Source organism: Actinomadura sp. NPDC048955, from assembly GCF_040649435.1.
GTDB lineage: Bacteria > Actinomycetota > Actinomycetes > Streptosporangiales > Streptosporangiaceae > Spirillospora > Spirillospora luteofluorescens.
Map to the genome: position 1 here is coordinate 33,139 of NZ_JBEZJI010000056.1, position 26,714 is coordinate 59,852.

Sequence of the window (26,714 nt, forward strand, 5' to 3'; positions counted from 1 at the left end):
GTCAGCCCGTGTTGATGCTGTTGGCCTTGTCCTGGATCTTCTTCTGGATCACCGCCCCGATCGTGATCGCGATCAGCGCCAGGATCGCGGTGATGATCGCCCACTCGATCGCGGACGCGCCGCGGCACCGCTCCTCCTCGTCTCGCAGCCGCGCCAGCCGGGTGCCGATCAGGGCGCGCAAGTAGACGACGGCCGGGTCGTTCAGGGGATTGAGCGGACTCATCGTGACACCTCCAGAGGGGGTTCGGCGGGACTGTCAGAGGTCATACGGTTCTCGGTCATGAGGCGAGCACCCGCATCAGGGCCGGATAGGCGAGGAAGATCAGGAAGCCGGCGCACAGGAACAGCTGCGCGATGAGCATCGACTGGGAGCGCTCGCCCGCCTTGCCCTCCAGCTCCGACAGCTCGCGGCTGCGCATCGACGCGGCGCGGGCGGCGAGGGACTTGCGGACCTGGGCGCCGTCGTCGGACACCAGCGCGAGCGCGCCCGCGAGGTCGCGCAGCTCGGCGATGTCGACCTCCTCGCCCAGCCCGCCGAGCGCCTGCCAGGGGGTCCGGCCGGTGATGCGGGCGTTGGACAGGGCGTCGCGGATGCGGTGCATGGCCCAGCCCTCGCCGACGTTCGAGGCGGTCATCAGCGCCTCGGGGACGCCGCGGCCGCCCGCGAGATTCATCGAGACCAGGTCGAGGAACGCGCCGACGACGTGCCGGAAGTCCTGCCGGCGCGCCTGCGCCTCCTGCCGGAGCTGCATGTCGGGAAAGAAGAAGAACAGGGCGGCGAACAGCACGCAGATCCACACCGGGACGGCGACGGACGAGCCGAGGCCGAGCAGCGTGAAGTAGGCGACGATCAGCGGGATGAACAGCAGCGCGGCGGCGGGCAGCAGGAACTTCGTGGCGAGGAACGCCTCCAGCGACCGCTCGGTGATCGCCAGGTCGGCGCGCACCGACCGCAGCCGCCAGCCGCGCGCCTCGCAGATCCGCGCCAGCTCCCGCCCGATCTTCGCCCGCGTCCCGCCGACCCGCTCCAGCGTCGGCGAGGCCGTCCCGGCCCGCTGCTCCTCCAGGTCGCGGCGGCGGGCGGCGTCGAGCGCGGCCATCCGCGCGGCGAGGCCCGGACGCGACGGGAACAGCGCCCGGACGAGGATGTACAGGCCGAAGCCGACGACGGCGCCGGCGATCATCGCGCCGTTCACGAGGCTCCACCGCCCTCGGCGGTCCGGCCCTGCCAGCCCGCGACGGTGCTCGGCACCTCGCCGGGCACGCCGGGCTGGGCGGCCCCGCGCGGCTCGCTGAGGAACCGCCCGGGCATCTCGTACCGCGACAGGCGGCGCAGCCACAGGAACGCGGCCCCGTACAGGGCGGCGACGATGCACAGGACGAGCTGCCCGAGCACGTCGTCGTACGGCTCGACGTAGGAATGGTTGAACACGGCGAGGGCCAGGGCCGTCCCGACGGAGACGGCGACGACGATCCGGACGCTGCGCCGGGTCGCGCGGCGGTCGGCCTCCACGCGGCGCCGCATGTCGAGTTCGGCGCGGGCCGAGTCGGCGAGGGCGCCGAGCATGTCGCGCAGCCCGGGGCCGCGCAGCTTGGCGTTCAGGATGAGGGCGGCGATCACCAGGTCGGCGGACGGGTCGTCCAGGTCGTCGGCGAACCGGCGCAGCGCCTCCGGCATCGGGACGCGGGTGTGCAGCCGGTCGACGAGGTTGCGCAGCGGCTGCTGGAGGGCGGGCGCGGCGGCGCGCTGCGAGGAGGGGATGGCCTGCTCCAGCCCGACGGCGCCGGCGATGGTGTCGCGCAGCGACTCGGTCCACGCGGCGAGGGCCTCCAGCCGCGCCATGCCCCTGCGCTCCTCGGCGGCGCCGCCCGCCAGGCCGTTCCAGGCGAGGACGAGCGCCGCGGTGCCGGCGGCGGCGATCGGCCAGCGCGTCACGATCAGCACGACGGCGCCGACGATGACGGCGACGGCGGTACGGGTGGTGAGGGTGCGGACCAGGTCCTCGCGGCTGCGGCCGCGGGCGGGCCCGCGGCGCGGCGGCAGCCCGCGCATCGCGACGATGAGCAGCAGGAGGCCGCCGCCGACCGCGCCGCCGGCGGCGACGGCGAGCATCACGTCCGGCGCGTACATCGCCCACCACCCCCGCGCGTCACCAGCCGCCTCCGGCGGACGGGTCGTAGCCGTGGTCGACGAGGTCGGCGACGCACGCGATCGGCGCGGCGGGGACGGCGTACCCGCCCGGCCCGAGCGCGAAGATCTCCGAGGACAGCACGCGCCCGTCCACGCCCGTGACCTCCCGGACGCTGGCCACGTAGCGGCGCAGCCTCCCGCCGGAGGCGTAGTCGTTGCGCTTCTCGATGAACACGACGAAGTCGATCGCGCCCGCGATCAGCATGTGGGTCGCCTCGACCGGCAGCCGCTCCTCCGACTGGATCGCGTACGTGGCGACGCGGTTGAACACCTCCGCCGAGGAGTTGGCGTGGATCGTCGACAGCGACCCGTCGTTGCCCTGCGTCATCGCGTTCAGCATCGTCACGATCTCGTCGCCGAGCACCTCGCCGACGATCACCCGGGACGGGTTCATCCGCAGCGACCGGCGGACCAGCTCGGCCATCGAGATCGCGCCCTGGCCCTCGGAGTTCGGCAGCCGCTGCTCGAACGCCACGCAGTTCGGGTGCAGCTCGGGGAACGCGTCGAGGCCGAGTTCCAGCGCGCGCTCGACGGTGATCAGCCGCTCGTGCGTCGGGATCTCGTTGGCGACGGCGCGCAGCAGCGTCGTCTTCCCCGCGTTGGTCGCGCCCGCGATCATGATGTTCTTGCGGGCGTGCACGGCGGCGCGGAAGAACTGCCCGACCTCCTGCGTGATCGTGCCGTTGCCGACCAGGTCGGCGAGGAACACCTTGCCGAGGCGGGCGCGGCGGATCGACAGCGCGGGCCGGACGGTCACGTCCATCACCGCCGACAGCCGCGACCCGTCCGGGAGCCGCAGGTCCAGCTGCGGGTTCGCGGTGTCGAACGGGCGCGAGGACAGCCCGCTGTAGGCGGCGAGGATCTGGATCAGCTCGACCAGCTCCTCGTCGCTCTCGGCGACCGGCTCGCCCATCGCCTCGCGGCCGTCGGCGTAGCCGAGGAACACGCGGTCGCATCCGTTGATGTCGATGTTCTCGATCTCGGGGTCCTCCAGCAGCGGCTGGAGCCGGCCGACGCCGAACAGGGCCGCGTGCACGCCGGCGGCGAGGGCCTCCTCCTCTTCGGCGTTCGGCGGCCGTCGCCCCGAGGTGATCTCGCCGCGCGCGTACTCCTCCAGCACCTGGCCGATCAGGGCGCGGGCGAACTGCCGCTCGTCCTCGCCGGACATCGGCGGCAGCCCGTTGGCGGCGTCCAGCCGCCGCTGCCGGGCCAGCCGGTCGCCGACCTCCTGGCGGAGGCGCTTGACCAGAGCGTGGTCCATCTAGCCCCTCCCCTCCTCGTGCCCGCCGCCCGCGGGCACGTGCGGCGCCGGCTGCGGCGGCGGCTGCTGGGCCGGCCCCGCCGGGGACGGGACGTCCTGCCGCGCGGGCGGCGTCCCGGGGTGCCCGGCGGGAGGCGGGGCCGAGGGCGCGGCGGGCAGGCGCGCGGTGAGGTCGGCGGCGACCTCGCGCGCCGACCGGATGAGCAGCGAGCGGTCCAGCCGCCCGCCCCAGCTGCCCGACAGCAGGTCGGCGCCCTTCGGGTCGAGGGCCAGGCCGCCGAGGACGGTGACGTCCGGCGGCGGGGGCCCCTGCGCGGCGTCGGGGGCGCGGCCGCGCGCGCCCGCGAGGATCCGGTCGACCTCGGAGATGGAGCCGCGGAAGTCGCGCGGGTCGGCGAGCACCAGCACGCCGACGGGCGGCCCGCCGCGCAGCTCCGCGGTCAGCGCGGCGACGCGCTCGCGCAGGTGGGCGACCTGCTCCAGGGTGGCCCTGGTGAGCAGGACGACGAGGTCGGCCTCGTGCATCAGCTCGACCAGCGGGCTGGCCGCGCCGAGCCGCCCGCAGTCGGCGATCACGTCGACGGGGGCGAGGCCGGCGAACGCCCGGCCGAGCGGCCCCCACAGCCACGTCATCGCCTGCGCCTGCTCGGCGTTGGTGACGCCGACGAGGACGTCGAGGCCGCCGGCGAGCCGCTGGCAGTGCTCGGCGACCTGGTCGGGGCGCAGCCCGCGGCGGGCCGTGGCGGCGAGGCTGAGGAGCCCGCGCGAGGGGTTGAGCATGCCGCCGTCGGCGTCGCCGTCGGGCTGGGCGGAGGGCAGCCGGTAGACCAGGTCGCCGCCCGCCTGGTCGCACTCGGCGACGAGCACGGGGCGCGGCCACACGGCGCCGAGCGCGACCGCCGCGGTCGTGACGCCCGGCGCCCCCTTGTCGGCCGCCAGCGCGATGAGTGCCACCGTCAGTTACCGCCCGCCCCTGGGCCCGGGGTGCCGGTGCCCTGGGTGCCGTTGCCGGAGCCGCCGGACCCGGGGACGGGCTGGACGCCGTTGCCGCCGTCCTGCCCCTCGGGGGCCGCGGGCGGCACCGAGACGTTCGTGCCGGGCGGGATCAGCGCGAGCGCGACCGTCCCGGCGGAGGCCGCCTGCGTCACCCGCGCCGCGTCCGCCGGGAGCACGGCGACGTCGACGCTCGTCTGCTCGGACCGCAGCCGCGTGGGGCCGCCGCCGTCCCCGGCGCCGACGTTCAGCACGACCGCGTCGCGCGCGAGGACGGTCCCGGCCCGCGGGCCGCCGCCCGTCCCGCCGCCGACGGCGAACAGGGTGACGTGCGCGCCGCGGGTGACGTCGCCGGAGGGCATCTGGCCGGGCTTGAGCGCGAGCCCGACGACGAGCCGGCCGCTCGCGGGCGCGTCGGCCGGACTGATCATGGAGTTGGTCAGCAGCGCGCCCTTCACCAGCGGGACGGCCGCGAAGTACCGGCTCACCTTCGCCCGCTCGGACCACTTGAGGTACTGGATGCCGGTGTCGCCGATCTGCACCTCTTCCAGGGCGCTCGCCGGGATCCGCTGCCCGGCCGCGACGGGCTGGGCGATCCGGATCGCCGAGACCCGCTCGCCGCTGGCCATCACGAGGTAGGCGCTGGCGAGAGCGCCGCCGAGGATCAGCAGCACCGCGAGCGCGGCGAGCGCCGGTTTGCGCTCGCGCGACGACGCGGGGAGCCGCTGTCCTCCCGAGGTGCCGAGCCCCGACCGCCCGAGCCCCGTCCCGCCGGACGAGCCCGCCGCGCCGCCGCCGGAGATGGTCGACTGGTTGGCCTTCATCGCGCTGCCCACGCGCTCCTTCCCGCCCTGGCGCGGCCCCGTCCCACCGGAATCCGCGCCTTCGAGCGATCCATGCTCGCGGGGGCGGAGAGGTCACGTCAATGGATTCGCGGGAGCCGGGCGCGCCCATATCCGAGCAGACGGCGATGACCTGCGAATTCACGGATCACATGGCCACTTACCACCAGTCACATCCGTCACTGACCCCGGACCGGGCGGCCCGGAGGGCCCGCCGCGTCACGGTTCCAGGCCGACGAGGCGCGCGAGCAGGGCCATCGTGTGGTCGAAATAGGCGGCCCGCTCCTCGATCACGTTGTTGTACTGCCCGAACAATTCGAAGCTGACGGTCCCGTACAAAGCGGCCCACGCGGTGAACGCCCGCGCCATGACGTCGCCGGGGACGTCCATGGGGAGCATCGCGCGTGCGCGGGCCATGTCCTCGGCGATGGCGGGCGGGGGCGGCGGGCACGGCCCGGCGGGGGCGAGCGCGCCGGCCGCGTGCGCCTCGGTGACGATCCGCGCCATGACGACGGTGTCGCGCATGGCGGCGGCGACGGTGTCCTGCGGGGCCTGGTAGCCGGGCACGGGCGACCCGTAGAGCAGCGCGTACTCGTGCGGGTGCGCGAGGGCCCACTCCCGGACGGCCCGGCACACGGCGAGCCAGCGGCCGCCGTGGTCGTGCCCGGCGGCCTCGGCGTCGGCGCGCTCGACGGCCTCGCCGACCGCGTTGTAGCCGTCGATGATCAGGGCGGTCAGCAGGTCGTCGCGGCTCGGGAAGTACCGGTAGATCGCCGACGACACCATGCCCATCTCGCGGGCGACGGCGCGCAGCGACAGCCCCGTCGCGCCCTCGGTGGCGAGCTGCCGCCTCGCGATCTCGGTGATCTCCCGGACCAGCTCCGCCCGGACCCGCTCGCGCGCCGTCTGCCCCGCGCCCATGCCCACCTCCTCGGGGGCGGTCTCCCGCCCCTCCGCTCCGCCCGTTTCCCGCAGGTTAGCAGAGCGCCGCCCTCTTTCGAGAGCACTGCTCTTGACAACACTGCTCTCGAAAGAGAGCATTGCTCTCATAACGGAGCACCGACCAAGGAGCCGGTCCCCTTCGAGCGGCGCGCTGGACGCCTACGGGGAGCGGAGATCGAGACCACCGAGCACACCTGGACCAGGAGAGAACCATGGGCAAGCACGTGATCGTCGGAGCCGGGCAGGTCGGGACGCACCTCGCGGAACTGCTGACCGGGCGGGGGCACGACGTCACCGTCGTGACGCGGTCCGGGTCGGGCCCGGACGGGGTCGAGCGGGTCGCGGCGGACGTCGCCGACCGGGAGCGCCTCACCCGGCTCGCCAAGGGCGCCGACGCGCTCTACAACTGCGTCAACCCGCAGTACCACCGGTGGGCGCTGGACTGGCCGCCGATGGCCGCGTCCTTCCTCGGGACCGCCGAGGACACCGGGGCGGTCCTGGTGACATTGAGCTGCCTCTACGGATATGGGCCTGTGGACGGGCCGATGACCGAGGACCTGCCCCTCGCCGCGACAGGCACCAAGGGACGGGTGCGGGCGACGATGTGGAGGGACGCCCTGGCCGCGCACGAGGCGGGCCGCGCCAGGGTCACCGAGCTCCGCGGATCCGACTACTACGGGCCGCGCAGCACCGACCAGGCGTACATCGGCGAGACGCGGTTCGTGAAGCCGCTGCTGGCGGGCAAGCGCGTCCCGTACTTCAGCGACCCGTCCGTCCCGCACGCGTGGACCTACCTGCCGGACGTCGCGCAGGCCCTCGCCATCGCCGGGACGGACGAGCGCGCCTGGGGGCGGCCCTGGCACGTCCCCACCGGCCCGGCGGTCTCCACGGTCGAGGTCGGGAAGCGGCTGTGCGAGATCGCCGGAGCGCCGGCGCCACGCATCCACGAGGTGCCCCGCCCGATCTTCCACGCGGCCGGGTTCTTCTCGCCGATGCTCAAGGAGCTGCGGGAGACCCGGTACCAGTTCGACAAGCCCTACATCCTCGACTCTTCGGCCTTCGAGTCGACTTTCGGGATGGCCCCGACGCCGCTGGACGACGCTCTGAAGGCGGTCGTGTCGGCTTCGCGGATGGCGGAGGGGGCGGGTAATTAAGCTAGGCCCGGTTGTCCCGAGGACGGCGGAGGGCAGGCTCGGATGCGGATCTCGTTCACGGCGCTTACCGGCGGAGGCCCCCGCGACGTCGTGCTGAACCTCGACTCCGAGGCCACCGTCGACGGCGTCGCGCAGACGCTCGCCGCCACGCTGGACGGCCGCCCCGCCGTCCCGGCGCCGCGCTTCTCCAAGGACGCGCTGCTGTCCAGGGGCGCGCGCAAGGCCCTCTGGATGGACGGCCGGATGCTGGACCCGCAGGCGCTCGCCGTGAAGGAGCTGCGGGACGGCGCCGTCGTGGCGGTCGAGCGGCGCGGCGCCGCCGCGACCGTCCTGACGGAGCCGACCGGGCTGGTCGAGGTGCGCGTCGTCGGCGGCCCTGCGGCCGGGTCCGTCCACCGGCTGGGGCTCGGCGTCTGCACGATCGGGTCCGGGCAGGACGTCGACGTGGTGCTGGACGACCCGTCGGTCCCGGCCCGGTCCCTGCGGCTCACGGTCGAGCGCGCGGCCGTCCAGGTCGAGGCGTCCGCCCTGACGATGCAGGGGGCGGTCGCTCTGGACGGGACGCCCCTCGGCGCGAGGACGGCATGGCCGATGGGCGCGCTGCTGACGGTGGGGGCCAGCGTGCTGGCGCTCGCGCCGTGCGCCGCCCCCGACACCCATCTGGAGCCGCTGCCGGAGGGCGGCCTCGCGTTCAACCGCCCTCCGCGTCTGAACCGGCCGCGGCGGGCGCGGACGCTGGAGGTCCCGAAGCGTCCCGAGCGCAACCCGCGCGAGCGGCTCCGGCTCTTCGGCGCGCTGCTGTTCTCGGCGTTCGGGCTCGCCATGGCGTTCGGGCTCGGCCAGTGGTGGTGGGCGCTGTTCGCGCTGGCCTGGCCCGTGATGACGCTGGGCGAGTGGCTCGGCGACCGGATGCACGGCCGCAAGTCCTACAAGAAGTCGCTGAAGGAGTACCACCGCAAGGCGGGCGAGTTCGACGGCGAGCTGGAGCGGCTGCGGCGCGAGGACGAGGCCGAGCGCCGCGCGCTGCACCCCGACGCCGCCGAGGTCCTGCTCACCGCGACGGGCCCCCGGCGCCGCCTGTGGGAGCGCCGCCGCGACGACCCCGACGTCCTCCATCTCCGCGTGGGCCTCGCCGACCTGCCCGCCCTCATCGAGCTGACCGGCGACGCCGAACTGCCGGCGAGGCCCGGCAGCGAGCAGGCCGGGCCGGAGGCGCCGTCCTCCCGCGGCGGGAACGGGATCCGGGTCCCGAAGGCCCGGCAGGTGCCGGTGGTGCTGCCCCTCACCGAGCTGGGCGTCATCGGGCTGACCGGGCCCCGGCACGCGTCGCGCGCCCTGGCCCGCTGGCTGGTCGCGCAGGCCGCGGCCCTGCACAGCCCCCGCGACCTGGCCATCGTCGTGCTGTCCGCCGACCAGGACGCCGGGAACGAGTGGAACTGGGTGCGCTGGCTGCCGCACTGCGCGCCGCGCGAGGGCGAGGACTGCGTGGCCCTCGTCGGCACCGACCCCGAGTCGGCGGCGCACCGCGTCACCGAACTGGCGATCCGGGTGACCGAGCGGCGGCGGGCCGCGCAGGCCGAGTCGTCGTTCTTCGGGCAGGGCGCGCGGCCCGCCGACGCCGCGCCCTACAACATCCTGATCGTCCTGGACGGCGCCCGCGCGCTGCGCCGCATCCCCGGCATGCCGATGCTGCTGTCGCGCGGCGCCGAGTACGGGCTCTACGCCATCTGCGTGGACGACGAGGAGCGGATGCTCCCCGAGGAGTGCAGCGCCGTCGCCGCCTGGGACGCGCAGCGCCACTCGACGCTCCTGCTCCAGGGGCAGGGCCTGGACGTCGTCGGCCCCGTCCTGGCCGACCAGGTGTCCGCGACCTGGACCGACCGGGTGGCGCGGGCGCTGGCCCCCGTCCGGGACGTGTCCCGCGAGGACGCCGAGGACTCGCTCCCGGCCGACGTGCGCCTCCTGGACGTCCTCGACATGCCCGAGCCGACGGCCGAGCACGTCCTCCAGTCGTGGAACAGGACGGGCGGGCGGACGACCCGCGTCCCCATCGGGCTCGCCTCGGGCGGCCGCCACGAGATCGACCTGCGCGTGGACGGCCCCCACGGCCTCATCGCCGGGACCACGGGAGCGGGCAAGTCGGAGCTGCTCCAGACCCTCATCGCCTCGCTCGCCGTGGCGAACCGCCCGGACGAGATGACGTTCGTCCTCATCGACTACAAGGGCGGCGCGGCGTTCAAGGACTGCGCGAACCTCCCCCACACCGTCGGCATGGTCACCGACCTGGACGGCCACGCCACCGAACGCGCCCTGGAGTCGCTGGCCGCCGAGCTCCGCCGCCGCGAGGAGATCCTGCTCGGCGCGGGCGCCAAGGACGTCGACGACTACGACGACCTGCGCCCCTCCGATCCGGGGCTGCCGGCCATGCCGCGGCTCGTCCTCGTCATCGACGAGTTCGCCGCCATGGTCACCGAGCTGCCCGACTTCGTCACCGGCCTGGTCGACATCGGCCGCCGGGGCCGCTCCCTCGGCGTCCACCTGATCCTCGCCACGCAGCGCCCCGCCGGGGTCGTGACCGCCGACATCCGCGCCAACACCAACCTGCGCATCGCGCTGCGCGTCACCGACCCGGACGAGTCAGCCGACGTCCTGGACTCCCCGGACGCGGCGCAGATCTCCAAGTCCACGCCCGGGCGCTGCTACGTCCGCTCCGGGGTGTCGGCGCCGCAGGCCGTCCAGTCGGCGCGGATCGGCGGCCGCCGCCCCGGGACCGGAGCCGGGTCCGGGGGGCCGACCGTCCACCCGCTGCCGTGGCAGGGCCTCGGCCATCCGCTGCCCGCACCGCGGGAGGCGGCCGACGACGCGGTACTCGCCACCGACCTTGGGGTGCTCGTCCAGGCGGTCGACGAGGCCGCCCGCCGCGCCGGGATCGCGCGGCAGCCCTCGCCGTGGCTGAGCCCGCTGCCCGAGCGGGTCGCGCTGGCGCCCCGCACCGCCGCGGGCGGCTCCGTCGTGGACGTCCCGCCGGTCCCGTTCGGCGTCACGGACCTGCCCGCCGTCCAGTCCCGCGAGGAGCTGACCCTCGACCTCGCGACCGGCGGCCACCTGTACATCGCCGGGTCGGCGCAGTCGGGCCGCTCCACGGCGCTGCGCACGATCGCCGGGTCCCTCGCGGGCGCCTGCTCCCCCTACGACGCCCACCTGTACGCCGTCGACTGCGGCGCGAACGCGCTGCTCCCGCTGGTCTCCCTGCCGCACTGCGGCGCCGTCGTGACCCGCGACCAGCTCGACCGCTGCGAGCGGCTGCTCACCGCGCTCACCGCCGAGGTCGCCCGCCGCCAGCAGGTGCTCGCCGAGGCGGGGTTCTCCTCGCTCGCCGAGCAGCGCGCCGCCGTCGCCGCCACCGACCGCCTCCCCTGGATGGTCCTGCTCCTCGACCGCTGGGAGGGCTTCCTCGGCGCGTTCGAGCACTACGACTACGGGCGCCTCGTCGACCAGGTCGTCCGGCTGCTGCGCGAGGGCGCCGCGGCCGGGCTGCGCGCCGTGTTCACCGGCGATCGCTCCGGTCTCGGCGGCCAGGTCTCCACCGTCTTCGACCGCCGCCTCCTCCTGCGCATGGCCGACCCGAACGACTACGGGTACGGCGGGCTGCAGGACCGGCAGATCCCCGCCGAGATGCCGCCCGGACGCGCCCTGGAACCCTCCGGCCCAGGCGCGCCGCCCCGCGAGTCGCAGATCGCGCTCCTCGGGGACGACGCGTCCGGCGCGTCCCAGGTCGCGGCACTGCAGGAGATCGCCCGCACCTCCGTGTCCCGCTACGGCCGGCTGCCGCGCCGCCGGGGCCCCCTGCACGTGGACGAGCTGCCCGTCCGGGTCACCTACCGGGAGGCGATGTCGCTCGACCCGGAGTTCCTGGCCCCGTCGCCGCTGTGGGCGCTGGTCGGCGTCGGCGGCGACACGCTCGCGCCCGTCGGGATCGACCTGCTGGGCGAGGGCCCGGGGTTCGCCGTCGCCGGGCCGCCCCGCTCGGGCCGCTCGACGACGCTGCGCACGATCGTCCATTCGCTGCTCGACCCCGCGGTCGGCGGCGGGCTCGTCCCGGTCGTCCTGGTCACGCCGCGCCGCTCCCCGCTCCGCCTGCTGTCGGGCCGGCCCGGCGTGCTCGGCGTGCTCGCCTCCGACGCCGACGCCGGCGACCTGGAGCGCGCGATCGGCGACGAGCACCGCTACGCCGTCGTCGTGGACGACGCCGAACTCCTCGACGAGACCGAAATGGACGAGGCCCTGAGCGACGTCCTGCGCACCGCCCGCGACGGGGAGCACGCCGTCGTCATCGGCGGCACCACCGACGATCTCGGCCGCGGCTACCGGGGCTTCCTGTCCGACGCCCGGCGCTCCCGGTCGGGGGTCCTGCTGTCGGTGGACTCGCCGGACGACGGCGACCTGTTCGGTCTGCGGCTGCCCCGCAACGCGCCGCTGGGCGGGCCCACCGGCCGCGGCCTGTTCGTCGCTGCGGGCGCCACCACCCGGATCCAGGTGGCGCTTCCCCCACCGGTCAGCGCCGACTGATCGCCGCCCGCGCGGAGAAAGCCGGGCAAAAAGACCCCGGACAGAAAAAAGGCGGGTCCCGGCCTCGGGGGGATGGGCCGGGACCCGCGGCTCGCGGAGGCTCAGCGCGTGGCGGCCTCGATGTTCTGCTGGGACCTGCGGATGTCCTGGCTGCCCTGTTCGAGGGCGACGGCCATCTTGTCGAAGGAGGTCTTGGCCTCGGCCCAGGCGGCGCGGAAGCGGTCGGCCCCGGGGCCCCACCAGGCCGCGCTGCTGCTCACGGTGCGGCCGTTGAGGTCCTTGATGAGGGCGTCGAGGTTGCGGGAGTGCTTGCTGAAGATGCGGGACAGTTCCTCTAGCTCGCCCAGGTTGGCGCCGCGCTTGTCACCCATCGCCCCGGCCCTTTCCTCGCTGATCGTTGGAACGTTTCCAGCCGCTACCGCGGGAATGGCGCCAGCCTACGCCCCACCGATCACTTCCAGCCAGCGTCCCCCTGCCGATCCCCCGTCGAAACGGCCACATTCCCACCATCCCCGCCTGTCCGGATGTGGCCAGGAAGGCCATGGTCGGATGGCTTGTGACGAGCATAATTACTGTCCGTCAAGAGAGTTTCAGAGTGGTTTCCGCGGCCGAATGGACGACCGCGGCGGGAAAGGGAAAGCGGCGCGTCAGCGGCTCTCGCCGAGCGGGTCGTTCACCGGGTGCGCCGCCGGGTCCAGGACGCGCTCGCCGACCATGGTGATCTGCTCGCCGCTCGCGCGGAACTCGAACCGGCGCCGCACCGACTGGGTGACCTTCCCGCGCCCCCCTCGGCCGTAGCGCATCTCGGTGTGCTCGACCGCCTCCAGGGTGATGCGGTCGCCCGTGCGGACGGCGCGGCCCTCGTCCAGGCGGGTGCGGGCGCCGGTGTAGGCGGGGCCGCCCTCGACGGGGGCGCGGTTGCGGGTCTCCAGCTCCCGGACGGCCTTCTCCTGCGACCGCACCAGCGACGGGGAGATCCGCACGCCGAGCACCTCGGTGGGCGCGGCGGCGCGGCGGTCCCGGCCGTCCTTCTGGACGAGGGCCTGGGAGCGGCGCGCCAGGTAGGTGTTCGCGGCGACCGTGAGCTGGCGGGTGACGTAGTCCTCCACCGCGGGGGTCGGCCCGCGCACACCGGACGAGGGCGCCAGCAGGCAGGCGGCCAGGGCGACCGCCAGTCCCGCCCGGGGCCACGGGCGAACCATCGGCCTCTCCCGCTGATCAAAGGCTGGTAGATCCGAGCCGACATTACACGCCGGGCCCCGGGTGGAACGCCGGTTCAGTCCCTTTCGCTCTCCAGTGCGGCGACGCGGGAGCGGGCCCGCGCCATCGCCTCGTGGTAGCGCTCCTCCCATTCCGGATCGCCGTCCGGAATGGTGGCGACCGTCTGGCGGCCGATCTCCGCGAGCACGTCCCCGCCGCCGCCTCGGGAGACCCGCCGGACGACGACCGCGGTGACGCCGCCGGTCGACTCGGTGTGCGTCTCCCACCGGGCGCCGCCCTCCAGCCGCGCCCGGCTCCGCGACGACCGGTCGGAGAACCCGTAGACCAGCAGGACGACCACCACGGCCGCCACCGCCAGCGCCACCAGAACGATCAGGAACCGCATGACCGCCTCCCTCGCCGTCCGCGTCCGGGCGCCTACCTGCCCCGCAGGAGCGAGCCGTTCGGGTTGCCGGGCGCGTAGACCGTGATGCCCTGCGGGAGGGCCTTCAGCTCCTCGATCCTCGCGCAGGTCGGGCACTTGTTGTACCCGTCCTGGCGGGCCTTGTTGGCCGCGGCCTCCGCCTTGGCCGAGGCGACCTTCGCCTGCGCCTCGCTGATCTGCGCGAACGCGGCCTGCGCGCGGTCCACCGCGTCCTGCACCTTGGCCGGCAGGGTGATCCGCACCAGGTTGAAGTGGATGTTGGTGACGAACTTGCCGCCGAGCGTCTGCTCCAGGTCCGCGGCCAGGCTCGTGTTGATCGCGGTCTGCACCTTGGCGATGTTGCCGTTGTTGCTCTGCGCCTGCTGGCCCGCGGTCTGGACGTTCCTCGGCGCGGAGGAGTTCTGCACGAGGGCGCAGGAGGAGACGAGCTCGGCGCAGCGGAAGCTGTTGATCTGGCTGCGCAGGTCGTTGTCTATCACCGGCCGGACGATCTGGTCGAGGAACGCCGACCAGCCCTTGTCGCCGTCGTAGACGTTGAAGGTCTCGCCGCTCGCGCTGCGGAACTTGCGGGTGCCGTACTTGTCGTCGAACTGCCTGAGGGCCTTGTGGTCCTGGTTGAGCGTGAAGTACAGCGTCCCCTCGATGCCCATGTTGACGCCGTCCGAGCTCGGCACGGTGACGACGTCCACGCCGGACTCCTCGCCCTTCCCGGCGTCCGAGGTGATCGTGTAGAAGCGCTGCTGGGCCGGGTACTTGTGGACCTGCGAGTACAGCCCGATCCAGACGCGGCCGGAGCCGGGGTCGATGACCTGCCGGATCCTGTTGTTGTCGAAGAAGCCGCCGTTGCGGACGACGGCGATCTCGCCGCCGCCGGTGCGCTCGAAGCCGCCGAACAGCGCGCTCAGCACCGGCCATCCCACGACGACCAGCAGCACGGCGGTGACGATGGCGGTCCGCTTGCTGGGCGCCCTCACCCCAGAGCGCCGGGTCGCACCGGCCCGCTCCTTGGCGGCGGACGTCTTCTTCTCTGCCACAGTGGCTCCTCTCACACCCGCGCGGGGGGTCGTGCCGCGGGTTCCAGGGTGAGACGGCGCGGAGCCCCGCCGGGATCCCCGTAGGGGTACCGCTTTCTCGTGAAACCTCCCGCTATCCGGGACCACGCCCCCAATAAGGAGGGGCTTACGAAAACCTGGGATCGCGGTTATCTAGACTGCCTGCGAGGTTGAAGGAGGAGACCCACGTGCGCAAAGTCCTGATCGCCAACCGCGGCGAGATCGCGGTCCGTATCGCCCGTGCCTGCCGCGACGGGGGGCTGGTCAGTGTGGCGGTGTACGCCGAGCCCGATCTGGAGGCGCTGCACGTTCGGGTCGCCGACGAGGCGTTCGCCCTGGGCGGGCGGACGGCGGCCGAGAGCTACCTGGACATCGACAAGCTGCTGAAGATCGCCTCGGAGTCGGGCGCCGACGCCGTCCACCCCGGCTACGGGTTCCTGGCGGAGAACGCCGACTTCGCCGCGGCGGTGCGGAACGCGGGGCTGACCTGGATCGGTCCGCCGCCCGCCGCGATCACCGCGCTCGGCGACAAGGTGCAGGCCCGGCACATCGCGCAGCGGGTCGGCGCCCCGCTGGTCGCCGGCACCGCCGACCCGGTGTCGGGCGCGGACGAGGTCGTCGCGTTCGCACGCGAGCACGGCCTGCCGATCGCGATCAAGGCCGCGTTCGGCGGCGGCGGGCGCGGCCTGAAGGTCGCCCGGACGCTGGAGGAGGTGCCCGAGCTGTACGAGTCGGCCGTCCGCGAGGCCGTGGGCGCCTTCGGGCGCGGCGAGTGCTTCGTCGAGCGGTACCTCGACAAGCCCCGGCACGTCGAGACGCAGTGCCTGGCCGACCAGCACGGCAACGTGGTCGTGGTGTCCACCCGCGACTGCTCGCTCCAGCGGCGCCACCAGAAGCTCGTCGAGGAGGCGCCCGCGCCGTACCTGTCGCAGGAGCAGCTGGACCTGCTGTACTCCTCGTCCAAGGCGATCCTCAAGGAGGCCGGCTACGTCGGCGCCGGGACGTGCGAGTTCCTCGTGGGCCAGGACGGCACGATCTCGTTCCTGGAGGTCAACACGCGGCTCCAGGTCGAGCACCCCGTCACCGAGGAGGTCGCCGGGGTCGACCTCGTCCGCGAGATGTTCCGCGTCGCCGACGGCGAGGAGATCGGCTACGGCGACCCGGAGCTGCGCGGCCACTCGATCGAGTTCCGGCTGAACGCCGAGGACGCCGGGCGCGGGTTCCTGCCCGCCGTCGGCACCCTGACCGCCTGGCACCCCCCGACGGGCCCCGGCGTCCGCCTGGACGCCGGCTACGAGGCCGGGCAGACCGTCCCGCAGGAGTTCGACTCGCTCATCGCCAAGCTGATCGTGACGGGCGCGACGCGGCGGCAGGCCGTCGAGCGCTCCCGCCGCGCCCTCGCCGAGTTCGCCATCGACGGCATGCCGACCGTCCTGCCGTTCCACCGGGCGGTACTGGACGATCCGGCGTTCGTCCCGGCGGACGACGAGACCCCGTTCAGCGTCCACACGCGGTGGATCGAGACGGAGTTCGACAACCGGATCGCGCCCTATGAGGGCCCCCACGCGGGCGAGGAGGACGAGGGCGAGCGCGAGCGCGTCACCGTCGAGGTCGGCGGCCGGCGCATCGAGGTCGTCCTGCCCGCCGGGTTCGGCGCCTCCGCCGCCCCGGCCGCGGGCAAGGCGGCGCCCGCCAAGCGGCGGGGCGCCAAGAAGGGCGGCGGCGCCCAGGCGTCCGGCGACTCCCTGGTCAGCCCGATGCAGGGCACCATCGTCAAGCTCCTCGTCGAGGAGGGCGCGACCGTGGCGGCGGGCGACACCATCGTGGTCCTGGAGGCCATGAAGATGGAGCAGCCGCTCACCGCGCACAAGGCGGGGACGCTCACCGGCCTGTCCGCCGAGGTGGGCCAGACCGTCTCCGCGGGCGCCGTGATCTGCGAGATCAAGGACTCCTGACCCCGGCCGCCGCGCCGCGTCCTCGCCCGGGGGCCCCGAACCGGGGTCTCCGGGCGAGGATGGGGCGCGATGCCCATACGGCGCGTGCGCAAATCCGTCCGGCGAAGGACGTAACGGCGCGTCCACGTGGGCAGACTGGGGGAATGAGCACCGAGAACCGGGCCGCCCGGGCGGCCCGCGGGGGCGCCGCCGCGGCGATCATCGTCGCCGTCGCCGTCCCGGCGTTCGCCCTGGCCGCCCCGGCGGGCGCCGCCCCGGCAGGCGCCGCCGCGTCCCAGACCACCGCACACACGACCGCTACGACGCAGACGGCGGGGGCGCAGGCGGCCGGGGCACCCGCGGTGGTCCCGCGGGCACCCGCCGACGACACCGTCGGCCAGATCGCCAAGGGCCTCCTCGACTCGCGGCTGTTCGTGACGAGCGGCGCCGGGAACCCGCTGACCCCCGCCGACCGGAACGAGATCGAGACGTCGCTGGGCGGCGACAGCGACGCCGACATCCGCGCGGTCGTCGTCCGCAACGACGTCACGTCCACCGAGGTCCGGCAGATGCTCCCGGCCGTCGCCGAGCGCGTCGGCAAGGGCGGGACCTACGTCGCGATCACCGCCGACGGCAGCCGGATGGGCGCGATCTCCAAGAAGCTCGACCGCCCGGAGATCAACCAGATCGTCACCCGCACCGAGGGCGCGCCGCTGAAGCAGCGCCTGATCCAGTTCGGGAACCTCGCCGAGAAGAAGGTCGACAGCGGCACCCGGACCAGCGCGACCGTCGGCTACGTGCTGCTCGGCGTGCTCGCCCTCGTGGTGGCGGCCATCGTGGGCGTCATGCTCAACACCCGGCGGAAGCGGCGGGAGCGCACGGCCCGCGAGATGGACGACCTCAAGGCGGGCGTGCAGGAGGACGTGACGCTCCTGGGCGAGGACATCGCCCGCCTCGACCTGCCCGTCATGGACAGCGACCTCGATCCCGACACGCGCGCCGACTACGAGCGCGCGATGAACTCCTACGACCGGGCCAAGTCCTCGACCGAGCGCGCCGCCCGGCCGCAGGACATGCAGGAGGTCACGACGGCGCTGGAGGACGGCCGCTACTACATGACCGCGACGCGCGCCCGGCTCGCCGGGGACCCGGTGCCCGAGCGGCGCGCGCCCTGCTTCTTCAACCCGCAGCACGGGCCGTCCGTCCAGGACGTGACGTGGGCGCCGCCCGGCGGCGTCGCCCGCTCCGTCCCGGCGTGCGCGGCCGACGCGGAGGCCGTCCTGCGCGGGAGCGACCCTGACGTCCGCATGGTCCCGGCCGGCGGGGGGCGGCAGCCGTACTGGAACGCCGGTCCCGCGTACGCGCCCTACGCGGGCGGCTACTACCAGGGCTACGGCGGGGTCGACCTGCTCAGCGGCATGCTGATCGGCACCGCGCTCGGCTCGATGTGGGGCGGCGGCTTCGGCGGGGGCGACGGCGACGTCGGAGGAGGCTGGGACTTCGGCGGCGGCGACTTCGGGGGCGGTGGCGACTTCGGAGGGGGCGGCGACTTCGGCGGCTTCTGAGGGACGTGCCCCGTGAGAAGGACACCCGCGTCGGCGCTGTTCTGGCGCATCCTCGGCATCAACGGCCTGATCTTCGTGGCCGGCACCCTCGTCCTCGCGGTGGGGCCCGTGACCGTGTCGACGCCGATCCTGCTGGGCGAGTTCTTCGTGCTGCTGGGCGGGCTGACGGTCATGGTGGCCGCGAACGCGCTGCTGCTGCGCGCCAGCCTGGCGCCGCTGGAGGGGCTCACCGCGCTGATGGCGCGCATGGACTCGCTGCGCTCCGGCGACCGGCTGCCGGCCGGCGGGAACGGCGACCTGTTCCACGTGGTCGAGCAGTTCAACGCGATGCTCGACCGGCTGGAGGCCGACCGCAGCTCCAGCACCGCCCTCGTCCTGGACGCGCAGGAGGCCGAGCGCCGCCGCATCGCCCAGGAGCTCCACGACGAGATCGGCCAGACCCTCACCGTGGTGCTGCTGGAGCTGAAGCCGGTGGTGGACCGGGCGCCGGAGGGGGTCGCGGAAGAACTGCGGGACGTCCAGGAGACCGTCCGGTCCAGCCTGGACGAGGTGCGCCGCGTCGCCCGGCGGCTGCGTCCCGGCGTCCTGGACGACCTCGGGCTGACCAGCGCGCTCACCGCCCTCGCCACGGACTTCTCCGGGACCGGCGGCCCGCGCGTGACCCGCCGCGTCCAGCCGGGTCTGGAGGGGCTCGGCTCGGACGCCGAACTGGTGATCTACCGGATCGCGCAGGAGAGCCTGACGAACGTCTGGCGGCACTCGGGCGCGCGGAACGCCGAACTGTCGCTCACGCGGGACGGGGAGGGGCGCGTCGTCCTGCGGGTCGCCGACGACGGGTCGGGCCCGCCGGACAGGGTGGGCTCCGGCATCCACGGGATGCGGGAGCGCGCGATGCTCATCGGCGCGCAGCTCACCATCGGCCCGGCCGACGGCGGCGGCACCGAGGTGAGGCTGGTCGTCCCGCCGCCCGGCGCCCGCCGGGCCTGACCCGCCGGGCCCGACCGCCGCGTCAGGGCTCGACGAGCCCGACGCGGATCGCGTACTTCGTCAGCTCCAGCCGGTCGCGCATCCCGAGCTTGCCGAGGATGTTGGCGCGGTGCCGGTCCACGGTCTTGACGCTGATCGTGAGGGTCTCGGCGATCCGCCTGGACGAGTAGCCCTCCGCGACCAGCTTGATGATCTCCTCCTCGCGCGGGGTCAGGATGCTGGCCTGGCCCTCCCCGCGCCGGTCCCGGTCGAGGTACTCGCGGATCAGCGCCGTCACGGCCGCCGGGTACAGGAACGGCTCGCCGCGCATCGCGGCGCGGACGGCGTGCAGCAGGTCGCGGTCGGCGACGGACTTCAGCACGTACCCGGACGCGCCCGCCTTCAGCGCCTCGAACAGGTACTGCTCGTTGTCATACATCGACAGGATCAGCGTCCGCACCTCGGGGAAGCGGCGGGAGATCTCCCGCGCCGCCTGCAGCCCCGTCATGCGCGGCATCGCGATGTCGAGGATCGCCAGGTCGACGCCGCCCGCGGCCAGCGCGTCGATCGCCTCCGCCCCGTCGGCGGCCTCCGCCACCACGGTCAGGTCGGGCTCGGCGTCCAGGATCAGGCGCAGCCCCCGGCGCACCAGCGCGTGGTCGTCGGCGAGCAGGATCCGGGTGGCCGACTCCCGGGTGTGGGCTCCCGCGTGCACCGATCACCTCCGCTCTCGCCCTCATCCTAGGCGCGCCGCCCGGCACGGACCGGCGGCCGCCTGCGAATACACGATCCGCACCCCCCGAAATGGGTGACGCACCCGATGGGGACGCGGGCCGCCGCCGAAAAGACTGGAAGCCGCAGGACGAAAGGGGCGGACGCATGGCACGGCTCACAGGCGGAGGGCACCGTACCCCGCCCATGGCACCGCGGAGGCCGTCCCGTGGCGGGGCCGCCCCCGGCGCCAGAAGGAGGACCCTATCCACCCGGAGGACCAGGCTTTCCGGAAGCCGAAAGGACGAGATGCAAGCACGGGACATCGCCGTACAGGTGCCCACCGTGACCCTGGGCGATTCGATCGCCCACGCGATCCAGGTCCTCGCGCTCGGGCGGCTGCCCGGCCTGATCGTGATCGACGAGGCGCAGCGCCCCCGGGTCGTCCTGCCGGGCACGCAGGTGCTGCGGCTGGCGGTCCCCGTCGCCTACCAGGAGGACCCGGCGCTGACACGGACGGTGGACGAGGCGCACGCCGACGTGTTCTGGCACGAGATCCGCGACCTGACGGTCGGCGACTGCCTCGCAACGCCCACTCCCCGCCCGGTGATCGTCAAGACGTCCGCGACGCTGCTGGAGCTCGCCACCCTGATGGCGCGGCAGCGCAGCCCCCTCGTCGCCGTGGTGGACGAGGCCGGGCTGCTGGCCGGCGCGGTCACGCTCGACCGGCTGGTGTCGGCGCTGGCGCTGACCAGGCCCGCCGACTGAGGGACGGCTCCCCCGCCGGCGCCCGGCGAGAGGGCGCGCGGTGACCGCGGTCGCGGCCCTCGCCGTGTTCGCGGTCGCGTTCTTCTTCATCGCGACCGAGAAGGTCGACAAGGTCAAGGTCGTCCTCGTCGCCGCCGGCCTGCTGACGGTGCTCGGGCTCACCCCCGGCGCCGAGGTCTTCTTCTCCGAGCACGACGGGATCGACTGGAACGTCATCTTCCTGCTGCTCGGAATGATGATCATCGTAGGGATCATCAAGGGCACCGGGCTGTTCGACTACCTGGCGATCTGGGCGGCCAAGCGGTCCCGGGGCCGGCCGTACCGGCTGCTGGTGATGCTGATGCTCATCACCGCGATCGCCTCGCCGTTCCTGGACAACGTCACCACGATCATGCTGGTGGCGCCGGTGACGGTGGTGGTCTGCAACCGGCTGCGCGTCCCGGCCCACCCCTACCTCATCGCCGAGGTGCTGGCCTCCAACATCGGCGGCGCCGCGACCCTGATCGGGGACCCGCCGAACATCATCATCGCCAGCCGGGCGGGGCTGACGTTCAACGACTTCCTCGTCCACATGGCGCCGATCGTGGTGATCGTGTTCATCGCGTTCGTGCTGCTCGCCCGGGTGCTGTTCCGCTCCTCCTTCCGGTACGACGAGCGGTACGCGGCCGAGGTGATGTCGCTGGACGAACGCAAGGCGATCACCGATCCGGCGCTGCTGACCCGGTGCCTGGCCGTGCTCGGCCTCGTCATCGTCGGGTTCTCGCTGCACTCGGTGCTGCACGTCGAGCCGTCCATCGTCGCGCTCGTCGGCGCGGGCGTGATGCTGCTGGTCTCGCGCGTCCAGGTCTCCGACGTCCTCGAAGAGGTCGAGTGGCCCGTCCTGGTCTTCTTCATGGGGCTGTTCGTGATGGTGGCCGCCCTCGGGCACACCGGGGTCGTCGAGAGGATCGGGACCTGGTCGGCGGACGCGGTCGGCGACAACTACTTCGCCGCCGCCACCGCCCTGCTGTTCGGGTCGGCCGTGCTCGGCGCGTTCTTCGACAACATCCCCTACGCGGCGACGATGGCGCCGATCGTGGAGGGGATGGCCGCGGGTGCGCCCGACCCGACGACCGCGCAGGCGCTGTGGTGGTCGTTCGCCCTCGGCGCCGACTTCGGCGGCAACGGGACGGCCGTCGCCGCGAGCGCCAACGTGGTCGCGATCGGGATCGCCGCCAAGACCGGCAACCCGATCAGCTTCTGGCAGTTCACCCGCTACGGGATCGTCGTGACGGTGCTGAGCACGCTGATGGCGTGGGTCTACGTGGCCCTGCGCTACTTCTAGCCGGACCGGCCGGGCACGCCCCTAGTAGGCGTGCTCGGCCATCAGCCGGCGGGACGCCTCGGTGATGCTGCCCGACAGCGACGGGTAGACCGCGAACGTGTGCGCCACCTGGTCGACGGTGAGGTGCTGCTGGACGGCGATCGACACGCCCAGGATCAGCTCGCTGGCCCGCGGCGCCACGATGACGCCGCCGAGCACGATCCCCGTGGACGGGCGGCAGAACAGCTTCACGAAACCGTCCTCGAAGCCCTGCATCTTGGCCCGCGCGTTGGTGAACAGCGGCAGCATGACCGTCCGGGCGTTGACGTCCCCGGAGTCGACCATGTGCTGCGTCACGCCGACCGACGCGACCTCGGGATCGGTGAAGATGTTGGAGGCGACCCAGCCGAGCTTCAGCGGCTGCACGGCCTCGCCCAGCGCGTGCCACATCGCGATGCGCCCCTGCATGCCGGCGACGGACGCCAGCATGAGCACGCCCGTGCAGTCGCCGGAGGCGTAGATGTGCGGGACGGACGTCCGCGAGACCTTGTCGACCTCGACGAAGCCGCGCGCGTCGCACCGCACGCCGACCTCCTCCAGGCCGATGCCCCGGGTGTTCGGGACCATGCCCACGGTCATCAGGCAGTGCGTGCCCTCGACCTTCGTCCCGTCCTCCAGCGTGACGATCACACCGTCGCCCGACCGCTCCACGGCCGCCGCCCGCGACCGCGACATGACGTTCATGCCGCGCCGCAGGAACACGTCCTGGAGGACGGCCGCGGCGTCGGCGTCCTCCGTCGGGAGGATCCGGTCGCGCGAGGAGACCAGCGTCACCTTCGAGCCGAGCGACAGGTAGGCCCCCGCGAGCTCGGCGCCGGTCACGCCGGAGCCGACCACGATCAGCTCCTCGGGGAGCTCCGGCAGGTCGTAGAGCTGGCGCCAGTTCAGGATGCGCTCGCCGTCGGGCTCGGCGCCGGGCAGCACGCGCGGCGTCGCGCCGGTCGCGATGAGCACGATGTCGGCGTCGATGCGGCGGTCGCCGACCGCCACGACGTGCGGCTCCACCAGCCGCGCCTCGCCACGGACGATCTTCACGTCCTCGTAGGAGAGCCGTTCGGCGACGTCGAACGACTGGGCCCGCGCGAGGTCCTTCACGCGCTTGTTCACGGTCGCCATGTCGGCCTCCAGGGCGCCGACGATCCCGTCGGGGCCGCCGTTGAAGCGCAGGCCGAGGCCGGCCGACTCCGACATGACCGCGATGCGGGTCGAGGTGGCGATGAGCGTCTTGGAGGGCACGCAGTCGGTGAGCACGCACGCGCCGCCCGGACCGTCCCGTTCGACGACGGTCACGTCGGCGCCGAGCTGCGCCGCGACGAGCGCGGCCTCGTAACCGCCCGGGCCTCCTCCGATGATCACGATGCGGGTCACATCTTCCATTGTTTCCTACTCCCGGCAGTGAAAAGTCCCGCTCCGGACCCTTTCTTCCTGCGACAACCCTGCCGGAGCCCATCAACCGGTGTGGCGCGTTCCATCGCACGACCCAACCGCAACACCCCGGCCTCCGGCGAGGCGCGTTCCCGGTGGGGGGCGTCCCCCACACCCCCGAGCCTTACTTGGCGTAGCCTCTCACCGTGGCTCTGTACGCGGCGTACGCCTCCAACATGGACCCCGAGCAGATGTCCGGCCGGGCTCCCCACTCGCCCATGCGCGGCACCGGCTGGCTGGCCGGATGGCGCCTGACCTTCGGCGGGCAGGACAAGGGCTGGGACGGCGCCCTCGCGACCGTCGTCGAGGACGACTCCGAACAGGTCTTCGTCGTGATCTACGACGTGCCCGCCTGGGACGAGAAGGAGCTCGACGCCTGGGAGGGGGCCGCGCTCGACGTCTACCGCAAGATCAGGGTGCGGGTGCAGACGCTCGACGGCGACGCGCTGTGCTGGATGTACGTCCTGGACGACTATGAGGGCGGCCTCCCGTCCGCGCGCTATCTCGGCATCCTCGCCGACGCCGCCGAGAAGGCCGGCGCCCCCGACGACTACGTCAAGGAGCTGCGCACACGTCCCTGCAAGTCGCTGGGCGACTGACCGGCGGCGGCGTGATGGCGCGGCGGTAGTGTCGGCCGTGTGAGCAACGACGCTTTTGCACTGGCACGGGACGCGGCGGACGAGCTGCGTTCCCGCACGTCCATCGACTCCTTCGACGTCGCCCTCGTCATGGGGTCCGGCTGGGTTCCGGCGGCCGACCAGTTGGGCGAGCCCGTCGCCGAGCTGACGGTGACCGAGCTGCCCGGGTTCGCGCCGCCGGCCGTGGAGGGCCACGCCGGGCGGATCCGGGTCGTGGAGATCGGCGGGCGCAACGCGCTGGTGTTCCTCGGCCGCACGCACCTGTACGAGGGGCGCGGCGTCGAGGCCGTCGTGCACGGCGTCAGGACGGCGCTCGCCGCGGGCGTCAAGACGATGGTGCTCACGAACGCGGCGGGCGGGCTGCGGCCCGAGCACCAGCGGGTGGGCGACCCGGTGCTGATCTCCGACCACCTGAACCTGTCCGGCGCCAACCCGCTGACCGGCGCGACGTTCCTGGACCTCACCGAGGCGTACTCGGGACGCCTGCGGGCCCTGGCCAAGGAGGCGGACCCGAGCCTGTCGGAGGGCGTCTACGCGGCGTTCCGCGGCCCGACCTACGAGACGCCCGCCGAGATCCGCATGCTGCGCACGCTGGGCGCCGACATGATCGGCATGTCGACCGTGCTGGAGACCGTCGCGGCCCGCCAGGGCGGCGCGGAGGTGCTCGGCATCTCCCTGGTCACCAACATCGCGGCGGGGCTGTCGGACGAGCCGCTCGACCACGAGGAGGTCCTCGCGGCGGGACGCGCGTCGGCCGGCCGCATGGGCACGCTGCTCGGCACCGTCCTGGCGAAGCTGTGAGCGACCTGCGCGCGCGGGCCGAGGAGTGGCTCGGGCAGGACCCCGACCCGCGGACGCGCGCCGAACTGCGGGCGATCCTCGACGCGGGCGACGAGGCGGCCCTCGCCGACCGGTTCGGGGCGCGGCTGGAGTTCGGGACGGCCGGGCTGCGCGGCGAGCTCGGCGCCGGACCCAACCGGATGAACCGGGTGACGGTCATGCGCGCGGCCGCCGGTCTGGCCGCCCGGCTGCCCGCCGGCGGCCGGGTCATCGTCGGGTTCGACGCGCGGCACGGCTCCCGGCGGTTCGCCGACGACACCGCCGCCGTGCTGAGCGGGGCGGGGCTGCGTCCCGAGGTGTTCGCCGACCCCGTCCCGACGCCCGTCCTGGCGCACTTCACCCGGGCGTTCGACGACATCGTGGCGGGCGTCATGGTCACGGCCAGCCACAACCCGCCGCGCGACAACGGCTACAAGGTGTACTGGGCGGACGGCGCGCAGATCGTCCCGCCGACCGACGCGGAGATCTCCGCCGCGATCGACGCCGTCGGCCGCGTGGACGAGCTGCCCCTCGGCGAGGGCTGGCCCGTCCACGAGGGCGCCGGGCTTTACCTGGACGCGGTGTCGTCCCTGCGGCTCGGCGGCGACCGGGACGTCTCGATCGTCTACACGCCCCTGCACGGCGTGGGACGCGACGTCCTGCTCACCGCGTTCGAGCGCGCCGGGTTCCCCGCGCCGGCCGTCGTCCCGGAGCAGGCCGAGCCCGACCCGGACTTCCCGACGGTGGACTTCCCCAACCCGGAGGAGCCGGGCGCGCTCGACCTGGCGCTTCGCCTCGCCGGGGCCCGCGGCGCCGACCTGGTGATCGCGAACGACCCGGACGCGGACCGCTGCGCCGTCGCCGTCCCGGGCCCGTCCGGGTGGCGGACCCTCACCGGGGACGAGGTCGGCGGGCTGCTGGCCGAGCACGTGCTGCGCCACACCACGGGCGACGACCGCCTGGTCGCGACGACGATCGTGTCCTCGTCGCTGCTGCGCGCGATCGCCGCCGCGCACCGGGTCCGGTTCGCCGAGACGCTCACCGGCTTCAAGTGGATCATGAAGGCGGGAGCACCGGGCCTCCGGATGGTGTTCGGGTACGAGGAGGCGCTCGGCTACAGCGTCGGCGACGACCGGGGCGTGCTCGTCAACGACAAGGACGGCATCGGCGCCGCGCTCGCCGTCGCGGCGCTCGCCGCGGACGCCAAGCGCGACGGCCGCACGCTGCTCGACCTGCTGGACGCGCAGGCCCGCCGGTACGGGCTGCACGCGACGTCCCAGCTGTCGGTCAGGGTGAGCGACCTCTCGCTGATCACCGCGGCGATGGCCCGGCTGCGCTCCGGCCCGCCGCGCGAGCTCGGCGGACGGCGCGTCGAGTCGTTCGACGACCTCGCCAGGCCCGCCGGGGACCTGCCGCCCACCGACGGGCTGCGGTTCCGCCTGGCCGGAGGGTCGCGGGTGGTCGTGCGCCCGTCCGGGACGGAGCCGAAGCTGAAGTGCTACCTGGAGGTCGTCCTCCCCGTGGACGACGACGTCGCCGCGGCCCGCGCCCGCGCCGCCTCCGACCTGGAGGCGCTACGCGCGGACGTCGCCACCGCCCTCGACTGACCGGGACGGCCCCTAGATCGTTGATGGGGAATCGTTGAACTGGGTGCGGGCACGGCGAAGGGCGCCCATGGTCGGTGTGTGAAGACTGACTTGGACGCCCTTCTGACCGCACTCTATGTTCATCTGGACGATCACGTCCTGCCTTCCGGGCGACAGCGGCGGCGGGGTCGTGCCCGGTTGCTGAGCGATGCCGAGCTGGTCTGCGTGGCCGTCGCGCAGGTTCTGCTGGGGTGCGATGCCGAGCACCGGTGGCTGCGCCTGGCCCCGGC

Annotated in this window: 24 protein-coding genes; 10 read left to right on the forward strand and 14 right to left on the reverse strand. The window is 73.9% G+C overall.

The window, feature by feature from the left end; all coding sequences use genetic code 11:
• Position 1: 1 nt before the first annotated feature.
• The 7 genes from AB0C84_RS36140 to AB0C84_RS36170 all read right to left on the reverse strand — a co-directional run bounded on the left by AB0C84_RS36140 (position 2) and on the right by AB0C84_RS36170 (position 6,208).
• Entirely contained in the window at positions 2–223 is a 222-nt protein-coding gene (locus AB0C84_RS36140) for a hypothetical protein (RefSeq protein WP_179846097.1), read from the reverse strand.
• Positions 224–278: 55 nt separating this feature from the next.
• Positions 279–1,196, reverse strand: coding sequence for a type II secretion system F family protein (locus tag AB0C84_RS36145; protein ID WP_179846096.1), 918 nt, complete (start codon positions 1,194–1,196; stop codon positions 279–281).
• A complete protein-coding gene (locus tag AB0C84_RS36150) occupies positions 1,193–2,131 on the reverse strand; it encodes a type II secretion system F family protein (protein ID WP_258944373.1) in 939 nt (312 codons plus the stop codon). The genes AB0C84_RS36145 and AB0C84_RS36150 overlap by 4 nt, the downstream gene beginning before the upstream one ends.
• Before the next feature lie 19 nt (positions 2,132–2,150).
• Positions 2,151–3,452 (reverse strand): ATPase, T2SS/T4P/T4SS family, encoded by a 1,302-nt coding sequence (locus AB0C84_RS36155; RefSeq protein ID WP_361075066.1) that lies wholly within the window; start codon positions 3,450–3,452, stop codon positions 2,151–2,153.
• Entirely contained in the window at positions 3,453–4,406 is a 954-nt protein-coding gene (locus AB0C84_RS36160) for a hypothetical protein (protein WP_361075068.1), read from the reverse strand.
• A gap of 2 nt (positions 4,407–4,408) precedes the next feature.
• On the reverse strand, positions 4,409–5,281 hold the full coding sequence (locus tag AB0C84_RS36165; protein ID WP_179846093.1) for a hypothetical protein: 873 nt from the start codon (positions 5,279–5,281) through the stop codon (positions 4,409–4,411).
• A gap of 225 nt (positions 5,282–5,506) precedes the next feature.
• Entirely contained in the window at positions 5,507–6,208 is a 702-nt protein-coding gene (locus AB0C84_RS36170; RefSeq protein ID WP_361075071.1) for a TetR/AcrR family transcriptional regulator, read from the reverse strand.
• A 233-nt stretch (positions 6,209–6,441) separates the two neighbouring features.
• Here AB0C84_RS36170 and AB0C84_RS36175 point away from each other — a divergent pair, with 233 nt between their 5' ends.
• Both AB0C84_RS36175 and AB0C84_RS36180 read left to right on the forward strand, forming a co-directional pair.
• Positions 6,442–7,383: an NAD-dependent epimerase/dehydratase family protein gene (locus AB0C84_RS36175; protein WP_361075073.1), complete on the forward strand. Its 942-nt coding sequence runs from the start codon at positions 6,442–6,444 to the stop codon at positions 7,381–7,383.
• Positions 7,384–7,425: 42 nt separating this feature from the next.
• On the forward strand, positions 7,426–11,952 hold the full coding sequence (locus tag AB0C84_RS36180; RefSeq protein ID WP_361075075.1) for an FtsK/SpoIIIE domain-containing protein: 4,527 nt from the start codon (positions 7,426–7,428) through the stop codon (positions 11,950–11,952).
• Between the two features lie 101 nt (positions 11,953–12,053).
• Here AB0C84_RS36180 and AB0C84_RS36185 read toward each other — a convergent pair whose 3' ends face one another.
• The 4 genes from AB0C84_RS36185 to AB0C84_RS36200 form a co-directional block, all read right to left on the reverse strand.
• Positions 12,054–12,323, reverse strand: coding sequence for a WXG100 family type VII secretion target (locus tag AB0C84_RS36185; protein ID WP_179846088.1), 270 nt, complete (start codon positions 12,321–12,323; stop codon positions 12,054–12,056).
• Positions 12,324–12,599: 276 nt separating this feature from the next.
• The gene (locus AB0C84_RS36190) at positions 12,600–13,154 is read right to left on the reverse strand and encodes a hypothetical protein (protein WP_258944379.1); all 555 of its coding nucleotides are present in this window, start codon (positions 13,152–13,154) and stop codon (positions 12,600–12,602) included.
• 74 nt (positions 13,155–13,228) lie between these two features.
• Positions 13,229–13,558, reverse strand: coding sequence for a hypothetical protein (locus AB0C84_RS36195; RefSeq protein WP_179846086.1), 330 nt, complete (start codon positions 13,556–13,558; stop codon positions 13,229–13,231).
• Between the two features lie 32 nt (positions 13,559–13,590).
• Positions 13,591–14,631 (reverse strand): SPFH domain-containing protein, encoded by a 1,041-nt coding sequence (locus AB0C84_RS36200; RefSeq protein WP_258944380.1) that lies wholly within the window; start codon positions 14,629–14,631, stop codon positions 13,591–13,593.
• A gap of 206 nt (positions 14,632–14,837) precedes the next feature.
• Here AB0C84_RS36200 and AB0C84_RS36205 point away from each other — a divergent pair, with 206 nt between their 5' ends.
• The 3 genes from AB0C84_RS36205 to AB0C84_RS36215 all read left to right on the forward strand — a co-directional run bounded on the left by AB0C84_RS36205 (position 14,838) and on the right by AB0C84_RS36215 (position 19,135).
• Positions 14,838–16,604, forward strand: coding sequence for a biotin carboxylase N-terminal domain-containing protein (locus AB0C84_RS36205; protein WP_361075078.1), 1,767 nt, complete (start codon positions 14,838–14,840; stop codon positions 16,602–16,604).
• 143 nt (positions 16,605–16,747) lie between these two features.
• A complete protein-coding gene (locus AB0C84_RS36210) occupies positions 16,748–18,148 on the forward strand; it encodes a hypothetical protein (protein ID WP_361075080.1) in 1,401 nt (466 codons plus the stop codon).
• A gap of 12 nt (positions 18,149–18,160) precedes the next feature.
• Positions 18,161–19,135 carry a sensor histidine kinase gene (locus AB0C84_RS36215; protein ID WP_361075082.1) on the forward strand — a complete coding sequence of 325 codons (975 nt, stop codon included), beginning with the start codon at positions 18,161–18,163 and terminating at the stop codon, positions 19,133–19,135.
• 22 nt (positions 19,136–19,157) lie between these two features.
• On the opposite strand, the gene AB0C84_RS36220 is transcribed toward AB0C84_RS36215, so the two are convergent.
• Complete coding sequence (locus tag AB0C84_RS36220) at positions 19,158–19,829, reverse strand: response regulator transcription factor (protein WP_258944384.1); 672 nt, start codon at positions 19,827–19,829, stop codon at positions 19,158–19,160.
• A gap of 341 nt (positions 19,830–20,170) precedes the next feature.
• Here AB0C84_RS36220 and AB0C84_RS36225 point away from each other — a divergent pair, with 341 nt between their 5' ends.
• Both AB0C84_RS36225 and AB0C84_RS36230 read left to right on the forward strand, forming a co-directional pair.
• Positions 20,171–20,593, forward strand: coding sequence for a CBS domain-containing protein (locus tag AB0C84_RS36225; RefSeq protein ID WP_361075085.1), 423 nt, complete (start codon positions 20,171–20,173; stop codon positions 20,591–20,593).
• Between the two features lie 40 nt (positions 20,594–20,633).
• On the forward strand, positions 20,634–21,917 hold the full coding sequence (locus tag AB0C84_RS36230) for an ArsB/NhaD family transporter (protein WP_361075087.1): 1,284 nt from the start codon (positions 20,634–20,636) through the stop codon (positions 21,915–21,917).
• Between the two features lie 21 nt (positions 21,918–21,938).
• Here AB0C84_RS36230 and AB0C84_RS36235 read toward each other — a convergent pair whose 3' ends face one another.
• On the reverse strand, positions 21,939–23,324 hold the full coding sequence (locus AB0C84_RS36235; RefSeq protein WP_361075089.1) for an NAD(P)H-quinone dehydrogenase: 1,386 nt from the start codon (positions 23,322–23,324) through the stop codon (positions 21,939–21,941).
• Positions 23,325–23,527: 203 nt separating this feature from the next.
• On the opposite strand from AB0C84_RS36235, the gene AB0C84_RS36240 reads away from it, so the two are divergent.
• From AB0C84_RS36240 to AB0C84_RS36250, 3 genes are read left to right on the forward strand one after another with little or no spacing between them, the layout of a single operon-like run.
• Positions 23,528–23,980, forward strand: a complete 453-nt coding sequence (locus AB0C84_RS36240) for a gamma-glutamylcyclotransferase (protein ID WP_179846078.1) — start codon at positions 23,528–23,530, stop codon at positions 23,978–23,980.
• A 39-nt stretch (positions 23,981–24,019) separates the two neighbouring features.
• On the forward strand, positions 24,020–24,820 hold the full coding sequence (locus AB0C84_RS36245) for a purine-nucleoside phosphorylase (protein ID WP_361075091.1): 801 nt from the start codon (positions 24,020–24,022) through the stop codon (positions 24,818–24,820).
• Complete coding sequence (locus AB0C84_RS36250) at positions 24,817–26,445, forward strand: phospho-sugar mutase (RefSeq protein WP_361075093.1); 1,629 nt, start codon at positions 24,817–24,819, stop codon at positions 26,443–26,445. The genes AB0C84_RS36245 and AB0C84_RS36250 overlap by 4 nt, the downstream gene beginning before the upstream one ends.
• A gap of 12 nt (positions 26,446–26,457) precedes the next feature.
• On the opposite strand, the gene AB0C84_RS36255 is transcribed toward AB0C84_RS36250, so the two are convergent.
• Positions 26,458–26,714, reverse strand: a 257-nt coding sequence (locus tag AB0C84_RS36255; RefSeq protein WP_361075095.1) for a hypothetical protein, incomplete at its 5' end; no start/stop codon positions are given.